Origin of the sequence: Pseudomonas sp. Leaf434 (genome assembly GCF_001425545.1) — a bacterium.
GTDB classification, from domain to species: Bacteria; Pseudomonadota; Gammaproteobacteria; order Pseudomonadales; family Pseudomonadaceae; genus Aquipseudomonas; species Aquipseudomonas siliginis.
Map to the genome: position 1 here is coordinate 1 of NZ_LMQZ01000012.1, position 14,333 is coordinate 14,333.

Below are 14,333 nucleotides of genomic sequence, written 5' to 3' on the forward strand. Positions count from 1 at the left end.
GGCTTCCAAGTCCCTCCCTCGATGATCAGTCGAGAACTATCGCTCCTGACGGAGCGTTAGTCGAGATACAAGGAGCTGCCGAAGGCTGCGATCTTTTGCTTTTAGCGACCTTCCAGGATCGCTGCATAGCCTTCGCGGTAACTTGGATACTTCGGCACCCACCCCAACGCTTTCGCCCGCGCATTGCTGCAACGCTTGCTGCCGGTGCGCCGCACACTGGCGTCGTCCGCCCATTCAGTCACACCCAGGTACTCGCGCAACCAGCCCACCACCTCGGCCAATGGCGCTGGCGCGTCATCCACACCGATATAGAGCTCGTCCAGCTTGACGCCCTCGCGGTCTTTTTCCAGCAAGAACGCCAGCAGCCCCGCTGCATCATCGGCATGAATACGATTGCCATACAGCGGTGGCTCCGTAGCCACGCGATAGCCGCGACGCACCTGAGTCAGCAGCCACTCGCGGCCCGGGCCGTAAATGCCGGTCAGCCGCAGCACACTTGCCGGGATGCCGCTATTGAGCGCGACCTGCTCGGCTTCGAGCATCAAGCGACCTGAATATCCGGCCGCGACAGTCTCGGAGGTCTCATCCACCCATGCTCCATCCTGCTGGCCGTACACGCTGCTGCTGGACACGAAGATCAGCCGCTCAGGCACTTGCCCATAGTCACCCAGCCAGCTCAGCACATTCTGCAAACCCTGCACGTAAGCTTTGCGATAGCCCTCTTCGTCGTGATCGGTGGCCGCCGCGCAATACACCAGATAATCGACAGCGCCTACCGGCCAGGTCGCCGGACACTCTTCGCCGAACAGGTCGCCGGCGACGCCGATGACACCCTCCGGCAGCTTGGAAACGTCGCGGCGCAGGCCATGAACTTGCCAGCCAGCCGCCAGCAATTGCGTGGCCAGACGACTGCCGACATCACCACAACCGGCAATCAAAACAGAAGGCGCGGACATCAGAAAACTCCCATCAGAAAGGCACAGACTAGCTCTGGCACAGGACGAACGGCTAGCAATGAAGGAAAAAAAGTTACTCTATTACTTTTGTTAACAAGAATTACTTGCAATAATGCACGCCACTTTTGTTCTCGGCCTCACGAGGCCTGGAAGAGCAACAACGTTTTTCTATCTCAGGTCCGGCCAGCATGACACGTAATCAAACTCCCGCTTCGCCAACCACTCGACCTCGCGCCTGGAGCGCCGTCGCGGCTCTGTTGCTCAGCCTGATGCTGGCACCGACCGCCGCCTTCGCCGACGCCCAAGCGCCCGCCACCCCAGCCGCCACCGAGCAGAGCGCACCCGCTGCCGCTCCGGCTGCACCAGCCGCCACCGATCCGGTGCAGGCTGTCGACGCGGCCGACGCACCTGAAGCCCTCGAAGCCGACAACACCTTGGGCATGGCCCACGACCTTTCGCCGTGGGGTATGTACCAGAACGCCGACATCATCGTGAAAATCGTGATGATCGGTCTGGCCATCGCTTCGATCATCACCTGGACTATCTGGATCGCCAAAGGCTTCGAGCTGATGGGCGCCAAGCGTCGTCTGCGTGGCGAAATCGCTGCACTGAAAAAAGCCACCACCCTTAAAGAAGCAAGCGCCACGGCTGGCAAGGAAGGCACCCTCGCCAACCTGCTGGTGCATGACGCGCTCGAAGAGATGCGCCTGTCGGTCAACAGCCGCGAGAAAGAAGGCATCAAGGAGCGTGTCAGCTTCCGCCTCGAGCGCCTCGTTGCTGCCTGCGGTCGCAACATGAGCAGCGGCACCGGCGTCCTCGCCACCATCGGTTCCACCGCACCGTTCGTCGGTCTGTTCGGTACCGTGTGGGGCATCATGAACTCGTTCATCGGCATCGCCAAAACCCAGACGACCAACCTTGCAGTTGTCGCACCGGGTATCGCTGAAGCGCTGCTGGCCACTGCACTGGGTCTGGTTGCGGCGATTCCTGCGGTGGTGATCTACAACGTCTTCGCCCGTTCCATCGCCGGTTACAAGGCGCAGGTCTCCGATGCCTCGGCAGAAGTCCTGTTGCTGGTCAGCCGCGATCTCGACCACCAGCCTGAGCGCAGCTCGCAGCCGCACATGGTTAAAGTGGGGTAATCGGCCATGGGCCTGCATTTGAAAGAAGGCGCAGACGACGATCTGGCCGAGAACCACGAAATCAACGTCACGCCGTTCATCGACGTGATGCTGGTGCTGTTGATCATATTCATGGTGGCCGCGCCGTTGGCCACTGTGGACATCAAAGTCGACCTGCCGGCCTCGACCGCCAAACCGGCGCCGCGGCCAGAGAAACCGGTGTTCCTCAGTGTGAAAGCGGACCAGCGCCTGTTCCTCGGTGACGACGAAGTGAAAGCCGAAACCCTCGGCGCCACCCTCGACGCCAAGACCCAGGGCAAGAAAGACACCACCATCTTCTTCCAGGCCGACAAAGGCGTGGATTACGGCGACCTGATGAGCGTGATGGACAGCCTGCGCGCCGCCGGTTACCTGAAGGTTGGTCTGGTCGGACTTGAGACGGCAGCCAAGAAATGATCACGACGCGCCATAAGCTGACGCGTTACAGCGGTAGCCTGGCCGTGGTGCTGGGCGTGCACGCGCTGGCCATCGCGCTGGCGCTGAACTGGACCGCCCGCCCGCCCATCGAATTGCCGCCGCAGGCAATGATGGTCGAGCTGGCCCCGTTGCCTGCCCCGCCACCGCCGGCTCCGCCGAAAGTCGTCACACCGCCGCAGCCACCGGCTCCGGTTGAAGAGTTGCCGATTCCGAAACTCGCTGAAGCACCGAAGGCGGAAATCGCGGTACCCAAGCCAAAGCCAAAGCCCAAGCCAAAACCGCCGAAGCCGGTCGAGAAAAAGCTGCCCGAGCCGCCGAAGGAGAAACCTTCCGAGGAGAAGCCGGCCGATACTCAACCGACCCAGGCACCGACGGAGAAATCCGCCCAGCCTGCACCAGGTCCGTCGCCGGCTCAGTTGGCGGCCAAGGCCAGTTGGCAAGGCACTCTGCTCGCGCATCTGCAGAAGTACAAGAAGTACCCGCAGAGTGCGCAGTCGCGGGGCAAGGAAGGCTTGAATCGTCTGCGTTTCGTGGTCGATGGCGAAGGTAATGTGCTGTCGTTCGAACTGGTGGGCCGCTCTGGCAACGCTGATCTGGACCGGGCCACCCTGGACATGATCCGCCGCGCACAACCGCTGCCCAAGCCGCCGGCCGACATGCTCAACAACGGCTCGATCGAAATTGTTGCGCCGTTTGTTTATTCGCTCGAACGCCGCCGCTAAGCAACACCGCAATACCGCAATACCTGTGGGAGCTGGCTTGCCAGCTCCCACAAGGTTCTCCGCAAGCCGAGAGAACCAAGCCAAGAGGCACCGAAAGGTGCCTTTTGCATATCTGCCAGCGGCAAACCGACCTCGACCGGTGTCGCACTCAGCCCGCAGTCTGATAACGTGCGTCTATCGATTGCAGCCGGTATGCTTGGCGCGCATCTTCATGGACGCTTGCTATGACCCTCACAGAATTACGCTACATCGTTACCCTCGCCCAAGAGCAGCATTTCGGCCATGCCGCCGAGCGTTGCCACGTCAGTCAGCCGACGCTGTCGGTGGGCGTGAAAAAACTTGAAGACGAACTCGGTGTGCTGATTTTCGAGCGCAGCAAAAGCGCCGTGCGCCTGACCCCGGTCGGCGAAGGCATCGTCGCCCAGGCGCAGAAAGTACTGGAACAAGCCCAGGGCATCCGCGAACTGGCCCAAGCCGGCAAGAACCAGCTGACCGCACCGCTGAAAGTCGGCGCCATCTACACCGTCGGCCCGTACCTGTTCCCGCATCTGATTCCACAACTGCACCGGGTTGCCCCGCAGATGCCGTTGTACATCGAAGAAAACTTCACCCACGTGCTGCGCGACAAACTGCGCAACGGCGAACTCGACGCGATCATCATCGCCCTGCCGTTCAACGAAGCCGACGTGCTGACCCTGCCGCTGTACGACGAGCCGTTCTACGTCCTGATGCCGGCCCAGCACCCGTGGACCAAGAAAGAATCCATCGACGCCGGCCTGCTCAACGACAAGAGCCTGCTGCTGCTCGGTGAAGGCCACTGCTTCCGCGATCAGGTGCTCGAGGCCTGCCCGACGCTGACCAAGGGCAACGACGGCGCCAAGCACACCACGGTCGAATCCAGCTCGCTGGAAACCATTCGCCATATGGTCGCGTCCGGCCTGGGCATCTCGATCCTGCCGCTGTCGGCAGTGGACAGCCATCACTACGCCGCCGGCGTGATCGAAGTGCGTCCACTGACCGCGCCGGTGCCGTTCCGCACCGTGGCGATCGCCTGGCGCGCGAGCTTCCCACGGCCGAAAGCCATCGAGATCCTCGCCGATTCCATTCGCCTGTGCTCGGTGGCCAAGCCAACGGCGCCGGTCACGGCCGGTTAAGCGAGCGTCATGACGGAGCTGTCGCAAGTGTCGGTGACGGCACTCAAGGGTGTCGGCGAAGCCATGGCCGAGAAACTGGCCAAGGTCGGCCTCGAGAATCTGCAGGACGTGCTCTTCCACTTGCCGCTGCGTTATCAGGATCGCACCCGCGTGGTGCCGATCGGCGCATTGCGACCGGGGCAGGACGCCGTGGTCGAAGGCACCGTCAGCGGTGCCGACGTGGTCATGGGTCGCCGCCGCAGTCTGGTCGTGCGCTTGCAGGACGGCACCGGCGGGCTGAGCCTGCGCTTCTACCATTTCAGCAACGCGCAGAAGGAAGGGCTCAAGCGTGGCACGCGGGTTCGCTGCTACGGCGAAGCCCGGCCCGGCGCCTCAGGCCTGGAAATCTACCACCCCGAATACCGCGCCATCACCGGTGACGAACCGCCGCCAGTGGATGAAACCCTGACCCCGGTCTACCCGCTCACCGAAGGCCTGACCCAGCAGCGCCTGCGCCAGTTGTGCATGCAGACCTTGACGCTGCTCAAGCCGAGCACCCTGCCGGACTGGCTGCCGACCGAACTGGCCCGCGACTACCAACTGGCGCCGCTGGCCGACGCGATCCGTTACCTGCACAACCCGCCCGCCGATGCCGATGTCGATGAACTCGCCCTCGGCCATCACTGGGCGCAGCATCGTCTCGCTTTCGAAGAACTGCTGACGCACCAACTTTCACAGCAACGTCTGCGCGAAAGCATGCGTTCCTTGCGCGCCCCAGCGATGCCGAAAGCGAAAAAGCTGCCGCCGAAATACCTGGCCAACCTCGGTTTCAACCCGACCGGTGCTCAGCAGCGAGTCGGCAACGAAATCGCCTACGACCTCAGTCAGCACGAACCGATGTTGCGCCTGATTCAGGGTGACGTTGGCGCGGGGAAGACCGTGGTTGCCGCCCTCGCCGCACTGCAAGCGCTGGAGGCCGGTTACCAGGTTGCATTGATGGCGCCGACCGAGATCCTCGCCGAACAACACTTCATCACCTTCAAACGCTGGCTCGAACCGCTGGGCATTGAAGTCGCGTGGCTGGCCGGCAAGCTCAAAGGCAAGAACCGCGTCGCCGCGCTGGAACAAATCGCCAGCGGCACACCGATGGTGGTCGGCACCCACGCGCTGTTTCAGGACGAAGTACAGTTCAAGAATCTGGCGCTGGTGATCATCGACGAACAGCACCGCTTCGGCGTGCAGCAGCGTCTGGCGCTGCGGCAGAAAGGCGTCGGCGGGCGCATGTGTCCGCATCAGTTGATCATGACCGCCACACCGATTCCACGGACGCTGGCGATGAGCGCCTACGCCGACCTCGACACCTCGATCCTCGATGAATTGCCGCCCGGGCGTACCCCGGTCAACACCGTGCTGGTCACCGACACCCGCCGCGTCGAAGTCATCGAACGGGTGCGCAGCGCCTGTGCCGAAGGTCGTCAGGCCTATTGGGTGTGTACGCTGATTGAAGAATCGGAAGAGCTGACCTGTCAGGCCGCCGAAACCACGTTCGAAGACCTCACTGCCGCCCTTGGCGAATTGAAGGTCGGGCTGATTCACGGGCGCATGAAACCGGTAGAGAAAGCCGCCGTCATGGCCGAGTTCAAGGCCGGCAACCTGCAACTGCTGGTCGCCACTACAGTGATCGAAGTCGGCGTCGACGTGCCCAACGCCAGTCTGATGATCATCGAAAACCCTGAACGCCTTGGTCTCGCACAGTTGCACCAGTTGCGTGGTCGCGTCGGCCGGGGCAGCGCCGCCAGCCATTGCGTACTGCTCTACCATCCGCCGCTGTCGCAGATCGGTCGCCAGCGCCTGGGCATCATGCGCGAGACCAACGACGGTTTCGTCATCGCCGAAAAGGACCTCGAACTGCGCGGCCCCGGGGAAATGCTCGGCACCCGCCAGACCGGCCTGCTGCAATTCAAGGTCGCCGACCTGATGCGCGACGCCGATTTATTGCCCGCCGTGCGCGATGCCGCCCAGGCTTTGCTGGAGCGCTGGCCGACCCACGTCAGCCCATTGCTTGACCGTTGGCTGCGGCATGGGCAGCAATACGGCCAAGTGTGAGCACCGTCGCAGTTTGTGCAGGATCGTTCCTACAGAGCTGGTTATACTCCTGCCATTGTTTCAAAAACGGATACAGACCATGACCGAAGCTGCTCTCGTCCCCGAATCTCCGCAAGCTCCGTCTGTTATTCGGCTGCTGCTCAACAAGCTGGGCGTTGCCTACGAAGAAGTGCTCGACCACCACGGCCTCAATGCCTCGCGCAAAGTGCAGGCCGTGTTGCTGGACGACGCCGTGGGCGCGTTGATGGTGCTGTTTCCACAGAGCCAGTTGCTGGATCTCAATCGCCTCGCCGAACTCACTGGTCGCCGCCTCACAGCCGTGTCCACCGAACGCCTGGAAAAGATGCTCGGCAAACACAACCTGAGCCTGCTCCCAGGCCTGCCGGCGCTGACCAGTTCGCCGTGCCTCTACGAAGAAAGCCTGCTGCGCGAGCCGAAGCTGCTGATCAACTCCGGCGAGCCGGGCCTGCTGCTGGAAATCAGCAGCGAAGACTTCAAATCGATGCTGACCAAGGCCAGCGCCGCCAACTTCGGCGAAGCCCTGAGCAGCATCCGCCCGAACCTCGACCGCCCGGACGATGACCGCGAGGAAATCACCCAGGCCGTGCAGGCGTTCACCGCACGCCGCATTCAGCAGCGTCTGGAAGCGACCATCGAGATTCCGCCGCTGGCCGAAACCGCGCAAAAAATCATCAAGCTGCGCGTTGACCCCAATGCCACCATCGACGACATCACCGGCGTGGTTGAAACCGACCCGGCGCTGGCCGCGCAAGTGGTGAGCTGGGCGGCGTCGCCGTACTACGCCTCGCCGGGCAAGATTCGTTCGGTGGAAGACGCGATCGTCCGCGTGCTGGGCTTCGATCTGGTGATCAACCTCGCGCTGGGCCTGGCCCTCGGCAAGACCCTGAGCCTGCCCAAAGACCACCCGCAACACACCACGCCGTACTGGCAGCAGTCGATCTACACCGCCGCCGTCATCGAAGGCCTGACCCGCGCCATGCCGCGCGCCCAGCGCCCGGAAGCAGGCCTGACGTATCTGGCCGGTCTGCTGCATAACTTCGGTTACCTGCTGCTGGCCCACGTGTTCCCGCCGCACTTCTCGCTGATCTGCCGCCACCTGGAGGTCAACCCGCACCTGTGCCACAGCTACATCGAGCAACACCTGCTCGGTATCAGCCGTGAACAGATCGGCTCGTGGCTGATGCGCTACTGGGACATGCCGGATGAACTGGCCACCGCCCTGCGCTTCCAGCACGACCCAAGCTACGACGGCGCCTACGCCGAATACCCGAACCTCGTCTGCCTGGCCGTACGCCTGCTACGCAGCCGCGGGATTGGCTCCGGGCCGGATGAAGATATTCCGGATGCCCTGCTTGAACGCGTCGGCCTGAGCCGTGACAAAGCCAACGATGTCGTCAGCAAAGTGCTTGAGGCTGAAGTGCTGCTGCGTGAACTGGCTTCGCAGTTCAGCCAGGCCTGAAAAGCTTCGCAGGCAAGCCCGCTCCCACAAGATCGATGCGATCTTCAGGAGCGGGTGCGTTGCGGCCAACTGTTGATTATTGGCGTAATCAACCGCGGTACCGAATCACCCAGCCCTGCGGGTTCGGGAAGCTTCCAATGAAATACCCTCCCACTACAATTCGGCCGTCCCCCAGTACCGTCATGTCATGAAGAGCCTCCAGGACCCCGGCCTCGTCGAAGATGCTGAACCCTGTGCCGTTGAATGACAGGTCCGGTGTTCCGTCCGCCAAAAACTTCGCCGTGATCGCACTCGGATCATCGTCGGTGACTCCGATTCCGGTGTCGCCGCTGACGACGATTGAACCGTCAGGTCGCGCTACACAGCGCAACCATCTCAAACCTTGCAGGACGAAGTCGGATAACAACGGTTTACCATTATTGAATACGAGATTGTAGGAACCTTTGGATGTGAGTACCGCAATCACTCCACGCATGCCACCGTCCCTTACGGCAGCCCCTGCAAGAACAATCTTGCTATCCACAATTGAAACGGCGGACAGGTGGATCTCATCCTCACCTGAGAGGGTCACGACTCCGTTACCGCTCTCGCCGAATGACCTGTCGATCTTGCCGTTAGCGTCGAATCGAATGACGTAAGCGCCCGAAGATGGCCCGCTATAGCTGCCACCAACCACCACAGCGCCGTCAGGTTGATGCGCGACCAGCTGCGCAGAACTGTGTTGGTGTGCAATGCCAGCGAGCTCGACAAGCGCGAAACCCGTGCCATTGAACGTGGTGTCGTCGGAGCCATCCGCATTGAGCCGCATGACGATGCCGCTCACACGGCCAGCGTCGTCTTCGACGGAGCCGACCAGCAGGATTTTCTCGTCTTGCCGCAAGACATTGTCGCCATGACCCGCGCTCCCCATCTGCGCATAAGGAAGGTAACGCACACCCTGTTCAGCAAAGTTGTGATCCAGCCGTCCATCTTTGTCTTGTTTCACGACAACCAGCCCGGCGGAAACATCAGGCCCATTGTTCTGGTACTCGGCACGAACGAGCCAACCGCCATCCGGGAACGGCGTCAACTCGAGCATCGAGTGCATATACAAACCGTCCTTGAGTGAAATCTCGACGAATCCGGTCTTTTCTTCACCAAAACCGAGGTCCAGTTGGCCGTCCTCCAGAAGCCGGGCGATCAGCGTTTCCAGGCCATCCTTGCGTCGACGAACAGCCACCAGCAACTTGTTGTCCGGCAGAGCCAATACCGCTCTTACGTCAAACTCAGACAATCCTCCAAGCGGAAATCTGACAATGCCGTTTTCGCCAAAAGACGGATCAAAATTCAGCGTGCCACTCGTCAGGTTTGCGCTTAGATAGCGAGTGATCCAGCCATCCACCCGGGAAGGGTCAGAAAGGCTGGTGTGGGTCATGGACACCACTATCCGACCGTCCTCCATGATTGCCAGATCATGAGGAAACACTGGCCCCGCTACGTTATCGAAGAGCGTATAGCCAATACCGTTGAAGGCCGTGTCCAGCTTGCCGTCTGCGAGAAAGCGCGCGGTAATTACCGCGGAATCACCGGCTCCAACGACAATGATCGAGCCGTCGAGCTGTGATGTATGCCGCCACGTCAATCCGTCTGGCAGTAACGGGGAAAACAGAGGCTGGCCATTATTGAATACAAGATTGGATGCTCCGCTGGCGTTCAGCACAACCACCAACCCGCCATGGACGTTCTTTTGCCAGGCTTCACCCACCGCAACGATCCTGCCATCACTTTCGCGCACCGAAACAGCGTTCAAAGAGCTCTCGCCATCCTCGTCGAAAATCAGCTTCGCCTGGCCGTTGTTGAAATCCTTATCCAGCTTCCCCGCTACGTCCAAACGTGCCAGAAAAACTCCGGAGGCTGTCTCACCACTCTGAAAAACGCCGCAAACCAATACTTTGCCATCGGCTTGAACAGCGATAGCGCCGGCGGTGTTCGAGGTGGCACCGACATCCACCAAGACGTACCCCGCGCCGTCAAATGATGGATCGAGCGAGCCGTTCGCCAAAAGACGCATCACGACGGGCGATGGCCATGGCTCATCGATCAGCAGGAAATGGAGCAGGACGATTTTGCCATCGGCCTGCTGAACTGCAGAGACGGTAGAGGCATTTGTAGCGGGGGACTTTTGGCTTGACTTCGCCCCTGCCGACGACGCAAGCGTGGAGCCCGGGATCTTGTAGAAAGAAAATAAACTCACGCCTTTATCGCCGAACGAATCGTCCAGCTCACCGTCGCCTTTCAAGCGGATCATTGCTTGGCCGGCATCGACGGCCTTCTGTGTGAAGTATTGAACGCGCACCAGCCAGCCGCCGTCCCGCAACGCATCGAGCCCAAACACGGTGCTGATGCTAGCGCCGTTCAAAGATATCTCGACGAAACCCGTCTCATGACTTCCGAAGGACTTGTCGAGCGTACCGTCTTCGTTCAATCGGGCGATGGCCAGCAGCGCGTCACTTCCTTCCAGAGGAAGAGCGACCAGCAACTTCCCGTCGGGAAGGGCCAAAACGGCCGCAGCCTCATGGCTCGCAATGCCCGGTATCGGTAATTTCAATAAACCATTCAGGGCAAAAGAGGGATCGGGGGTACCTGGCGTGGTCAAGTCCTGAGCCTGAGTCATGTTCTTGCTCCATCAAGTGCGTGGCGTCCTTTACGGGACCGGAGCTTGAGTAGAGCATCGCGAAGATGAGCAAAGCACCTGACAGAAATGACAGTTCGACCGTCTTTACAGGCCTGAATAAAGACTTTGCGAGCCAAAGAACGCACGATTCTTCATTGTGCTTCGCTTGAAGCCAACCCAAAAAAATCTCAAGCCTTGGCCTTTGCCTTCCTCGGCTTCAAATACTTCATCAACCCCTGAAACCACATCACCAGCGCCGGGTTGCCCTTGAGCTGGATCGACTTGTCCTGAATCCCCTGCATAAACGCCAACTGCTTGTTCTTCGCCTGCATCGTGGCAAAGCCATAACCCGCGTCTTTAAACGCAATCGCAAACGCCGGCTCCGGCACCACGCCAGACTTGCTGGTGATGCGCTGATCCTTGACCACGAAATGCCGCGCCACTTTCCCGTCCAGCGTCTGCAGCTGAAACACCAGATCCTTGTCACCCAACTGCTGCTGGAACGCAGGATTTGTCCGGCTGGCCTTACCCATCAACAAACCCATCATCCACAGGAGAAAACGAAATTTCATGCGCACAGCCTCAAAAGGAAAATGAACGGCCGGGGCAGTGTAAGGGATTCGGACGATAACGCCAGTATCTGAAGCTGTTGGAAGAGGATGCAGACCATTTCCCGCACGATGACCGCCAAGTCACGATTCCGCAAGCAACGTCCTACACCTGTTGAAACACATCCCTGTAGGAGCTGGCGAAGCCTGCGATCTTTTGATCTTCCGCCCCGCGAATCCATGGGAAGTTTCCTGCAAAGTGCGGGGCTGTCCGTGAACTAGGCGAGCTTGAAGATCACCGATAGGCTTCCTGCGTCATCGGGTATTCGGTGACCGGATGTGCAAGTCCGAATTCGGGAGCAATTTCTTCTTACTCCAAGGGATTTACACCGATGACCAATTCAAATACCAACACCGAGGACACCTCCCCCTACGAATCCTTCGATTCAAGAAAATTACATGAAGCCGCCGAACGCGCCCTCGATCACCACTTCGGCAAATCTGACCTCTCTCAGGCCCCACGCCCTGAAGGCCTGTTCAGCCTGAACCCGGACATCGATGCCGAAGCCCTCCTGGCCAACGCCTCGGAAGACCTGCTATCCATCAGCATCATCGCTGCGGACCTTGCGGACGACATAGATGGCTCACGCCGCTCGGTTGCATTGGCATTGAGTAGGATGGCGGACGGGGTCAGATTGATGGTGGAAGGGACGCTTGATCACATTGAAGTGCGAAGCGTGGCGGCCAAGCCGTAGCGAGATTGGTGAATGAAAAAAAAGGGGACGTTAAGTCCCCTTTTTGAATATTCCCTGCTTCACCACTGGCAACCTGTTTCAGGTTTCGCATCCACGTTGTAATCGTTTTCAAACGAATACTTCTTTGCAGACTTGTAATTCGTATACGTCATCGCATCAACCCGGCCACCCTGAGTGACCATCTGATACTCACCTGTCAGTGCGCCATCAACTACTTCAACCCAATTTGTCGTGTACTGGTAGGGCCGGCCATAGACCAATTCCTCTTGTTCAGTATTGCGATGAACCAGAGTGATGGCCTTCTTCGACTTGCTGTACTTGACGCCAGCACCGCTCCACTTGGCGACAGAGTCGTAATAGGTTCTAAATTCAAAATTTATGGGTTTGCCTTCGTAGGAACGGAAGCAAAATACCTCGGTCGTGACCTCGCTATGAGCCGCCAGAGGAACGAAAACGAGCAACGCGGAAATCAATGCAGACGAAAATTTCAAACCGAATATTCCTTTAGCGGTTCATGGGTACAGAACACACAGTTACAGCAACTCAACGAGTTCTTGTCACGCCTCGGGCGCCACAGCGCTGCGCTCACCCACCCTCGCCGGGATTTTCGAAGCTTTTCCCGCTTCAGACATTCGCGATGCGTATTGCTTGTACGCCGCCACCGCCCGCTCTTTATCGTTCACGGCCCAATAACTGTCAGCGAGATTCAGGTAAGCAACCGTCCTGTTTGGGTGGTTGGCAATCACTGCATTGAGCAACTCAATCGACTCAGCGTAGTAACCCGCCTCGCCGAGCAGAAAACCGAGGTCGTTGGACCAGCCGGGACGCTGCGGGTAGTAGTACTTTGCGACGATATAGCTATCCGGGGGACAAGTGTCATGCGAACCACCGCCCATCAACGCGTAGCTCATCGCATCCTTGAAGGAAGAGTCATCACCCTTTCGGTAGGCTGCCAGCGCCATATCCAGCAAATCAGCCGAATCGACAGTCATCAATTTCTTTCTAACGCCCTCAATACTGCCAGTACGAGCAACCTGCAGCTTCTGCAGCACTTCACGCCCATCGAAAGAAGCGAGAGTGATGGGGCCCAGTGTCTGCACCGGCAGCTCCACTACGCTAACAAGCGACCGGTCACAGGAGTCGTTGTTCGCCACTTCCAGCAGAGCTTTCAGCTCAAACTGCTTTGAACCTTTGTTGAAGGCGAACAACAGGTTGAAGTTGTAAACCGCGTTATCTTCCTCGCTGGTTGCCAGCGCGATGTAATCCCCAGCCTCAACGAACGGTTGCTTGACCACAGCTTCCTCAGCCTGAGGATCAATGACGGTCATGACGCCAGGGCGACCTTTGAGTACATGGACGCTGAAGACACCCTGAAGAGCGGACGAGTACTGACTCTTGATCAGAGGCAGCGCCTTCGACGTATCGAGCAAAATTTCCTCATTACGTGCCTGCACCGGCGCGATCAACAACCGATTGGAGGCCTCGTCCGCCCCCCCTGTCAGAACAAATACCTTTTGCCGTGATGCATCACCCAGCAAGCTAGCCGGAATTTCCTTCAGGACTTGTGGGGCAGCGAGTGCGTATGAAGTGATTAGCAGCCCAAGGCTCAACACGATAAAGCGGAAGAACATATTCACTGTCTCAGTCCCTGAATTTCAGATCGCTCAACGACGCGTTGCGGAATCTTCTGCGCTTTACCGGCGGCACTCATCGCGTCGCGGTACTCGCGGTAATAACGCTGCGCTTCTTCTTGCCGAGACATTGGTAGCGCTGAACAAACTGCTGATCATCAACACCCACTTAAGGCTGGCCATAGACGATCCTCTTCACCACCGGGCTTTCTGACATTAACTGTCTCTTCGTAACGCCATAGGCCTTGATCAGCTCTTCCCGAGATCCCTTCGAGCCAAAAGAGCGTTGGTTATTATCGAAGCTGTATTGCTCCAATCGCCCTGCTGTCGAGTAATACCCATGCCACTCCGCGCAGGCACCACAACCGCCATATCCGCCTATCGAAACAAGGCTGCCCTGGGTGCCTTCCACGCAATCCATCGCCACAACAACATTGCTCAACATTTTCGTCTTCGCACCGTCGGAAGTGAGTTGTAAAACTTTGCTGATATCGCGACGAAGCACTTTGCCGCCGATGTTGATGGTTTGGTCAGAGCAAACCGGGATGACGTGGGTTTGCGCACCATCCACCGTCACCGATCGGCAGGACGACACCAACACCACTTCAACACCGCCGCACTGCATGACATCGCGTTGGGTGTAAGCATCCGTCGGCGTGGCGAAGGCTGGGGAAGAGAACAACCATGCCAGGCTCCCGGCGAACAAAAGCTGATTCATTGAGAAATCCTTTTCGCCGTTAGCCGGCCTGTT

General features: G+C 59.1%; 13 protein-coding genes. 7 read left to right on the top strand and 6 right to left on the bottom strand.

Features of this window, described 5'->3' with window-relative positions:
• Positions 1-101: 101 nt before the first annotated feature.
• Positions 102-956 carry an SDR family oxidoreductase gene (locus ASG55_RS23555; protein ID WP_056790815.1) on the bottom strand — a complete coding sequence of 285 codons (855 nt, stop codon included), beginning with the start codon at positions 954-956 and terminating at the stop codon, positions 102-104.
• Between the two features lie 188 nt (positions 957-1,144).
• Here ASG55_RS23555 and exbB point away from each other — a divergent pair, with 188 nt between their 5' ends.
• From exbB to ASG55_RS23585, 6 genes are all read left to right on the top strand, one after another.
• Positions 1,145-2,098: a tonB-system energizer ExbB gene (exbB, locus tag ASG55_RS23560; RefSeq protein ID WP_041476629.1), complete on the top strand. Its 954-nt coding sequence runs from the start codon at positions 1,145-1,147 to the stop codon at positions 2,096-2,098.
• Positions 2,099-2,104: 6 nt separating this feature from the next.
• Positions 2,105-2,533 (top strand): TonB system transport protein ExbD, encoded by a 429-nt coding sequence (gene exbD / locus ASG55_RS23565; RefSeq protein ID WP_016772535.1) that lies wholly within the window; start codon positions 2,105-2,107, stop codon positions 2,531-2,533.
• On the top strand, positions 2,530-3,276 hold the full coding sequence (locus ASG55_RS23570) for a TonB family protein (protein WP_042608108.1): 747 nt from the start codon (positions 2,530-2,532) through the stop codon (positions 3,274-3,276). Before exbD ends, ASG55_RS23570 begins: the two co-directional genes overlap by 4 nt.
• Before the next feature lie 224 nt (positions 3,277-3,500).
• The gene (locus ASG55_RS23575) at positions 3,501-4,430 is read left to right on the top strand and encodes a hydrogen peroxide-inducible genes activator (protein ID WP_056790818.1); all 930 of its coding nucleotides are present in this window, start codon (positions 3,501-3,503) and stop codon (positions 4,428-4,430) included.
• Between the two features lie 9 nt (positions 4,431-4,439).
• On the top strand, positions 4,440-6,515 hold the full coding sequence (recG, locus tag ASG55_RS23580) for an ATP-dependent DNA helicase RecG (protein ID WP_056790822.1): 2,076 nt from the start codon (positions 4,440-4,442) through the stop codon (positions 6,513-6,515).
• A gap of 79 nt (positions 6,516-6,594) precedes the next feature.
• The gene (locus ASG55_RS23585) at positions 6,595-7,995 is read left to right on the top strand and encodes an aminoacyl-tRNA deacylase and HDOD domain-containing protein (RefSeq protein WP_041476626.1); all 1,401 of its coding nucleotides are present in this window, start codon (positions 6,595-6,597) and stop codon (positions 7,993-7,995) included.
• Positions 7,996-8,083: 88 nt separating this feature from the next.
• Here ASG55_RS23585 and ASG55_RS23590 read toward each other — a convergent pair whose 3' ends face one another.
• Together ASG55_RS23590 and ASG55_RS23595 are read right to left on the bottom strand one after the other, a co-directional pair.
• Positions 8,084-10,648, bottom strand: coding sequence for a hypothetical protein (locus tag ASG55_RS23590; protein WP_056790825.1), 2,565 nt, complete (start codon positions 10,646-10,648; stop codon positions 8,084-8,086).
• A gap of 188 nt (positions 10,649-10,836) precedes the next feature.
• Positions 10,837-11,220, bottom strand: coding sequence for a hypothetical protein (locus ASG55_RS23595; protein ID WP_056790828.1), 384 nt, complete (start codon positions 11,218-11,220; stop codon positions 10,837-10,839).
• A gap of 368 nt (positions 11,221-11,588) precedes the next feature.
• On the opposite strand from ASG55_RS23595, the gene ASG55_RS23600 reads away from it, so the two are divergent.
• Positions 11,589-11,951: a DUF6124 family protein gene (locus ASG55_RS23600; protein WP_056790830.1), complete on the top strand. Its 363-nt coding sequence runs from the start codon at positions 11,589-11,591 to the stop codon at positions 11,949-11,951.
• Between the two features lie 59 nt (positions 11,952-12,010).
• Here the strand turns inward: ASG55_RS23600 and ASG55_RS23605 are convergent, their stop codons facing one another.
• From ASG55_RS23605 to ASG55_RS23615, 3 genes are all read right to left on the bottom strand, one after another.
• On the bottom strand, positions 12,011-12,442 hold the full coding sequence (locus ASG55_RS23605; RefSeq protein ID WP_056790833.1) for a hypothetical protein: 432 nt from the start codon (positions 12,440-12,442) through the stop codon (positions 12,011-12,013).
• A gap of 66 nt (positions 12,443-12,508) precedes the next feature.
• The gene (locus ASG55_RS23610; RefSeq protein WP_056790835.1) at positions 12,509-13,582 is read right to left on the bottom strand and encodes a tetratricopeptide repeat protein; all 1,074 of its coding nucleotides are present in this window, start codon (positions 13,580-13,582) and stop codon (positions 12,509-12,511) included.
• Between the two features lie 169 nt (positions 13,583-13,751).
• Positions 13,752-14,300, bottom strand: coding sequence for a hypothetical protein (locus tag ASG55_RS23615; RefSeq protein WP_056790838.1), 549 nt, complete (start codon positions 14,298-14,300; stop codon positions 13,752-13,754).
• Positions 14,301-14,333 lie beyond the last annotated feature (33 nt).

Bases quoted from the DNA above. Each gene is read 5' to 3' on its own strand.
- ASG55_RS23555 (WP_056790815.1), bottom strand. From the start codon at position 956: ATGTCCGCGCCTTCTGTTTTGATTGCCGGTTGTGGTGATGTCGGCAGT.
- exbB (WP_041476629.1), top strand. From the start codon at position 1,145: ATGACACGTAATCAAACTCCCGCTTCGCCAACCACTCGACCTCGCGCC.
- exbD (WP_016772535.1), top strand. From the start codon at position 2,105: ATGGGCCTGCATTTGAAAGAAGGCGCAGACGACGATCTGGCCGAGAAC.
- ASG55_RS23570 (WP_042608108.1), top strand. From the start codon at position 2,530: ATGATCACGACGCGCCATAAGCTGACGCGTTACAGCGGTAGCCTGGCC.
- ASG55_RS23575 (WP_056790818.1), top strand. From the start codon at position 3,501: ATGACCCTCACAGAATTACGCTACATCGTTACCCTCGCCCAAGAGCAG.
- recG (WP_056790822.1), top strand. From the start codon at position 4,440: ATGACGGAGCTGTCGCAAGTGTCGGTGACGGCACTCAAGGGTGTCGGC.
- ASG55_RS23585 (WP_041476626.1), top strand. From the start codon at position 6,595: ATGACCGAAGCTGCTCTCGTCCCCGAATCTCCGCAAGCTCCGTCTGTT.
- ASG55_RS23590 (WP_056790825.1), bottom strand. From the start codon at position 10,648: ATGACTCAGGCTCAGGACTTGACCACGCCAGGTACCCCCGATCCCTCT.
- ASG55_RS23595 (WP_056790828.1), bottom strand. From the start codon at position 11,220: ATGAAATTTCGTTTTCTCCTGTGGATGATGGGTTTGTTGATGGGTAAG.
- ASG55_RS23600 (WP_056790830.1), top strand. From the start codon at position 11,589: ATGACCAATTCAAATACCAACACCGAGGACACCTCCCCCTACGAATCC.
- ASG55_RS23610 (WP_056790835.1), bottom strand. From the start codon at position 13,582: ATGTTCTTCCGCTTTATCGTGTTGAGCCTTGGGCTGCTAATCACTTCA.
- ASG55_RS23615 (WP_056790838.1), bottom strand. From the start codon at position 14,300: ATGAATCAGCTTTTGTTCGCCGGGAGCCTGGCATGGTTGTTCTCTTCC.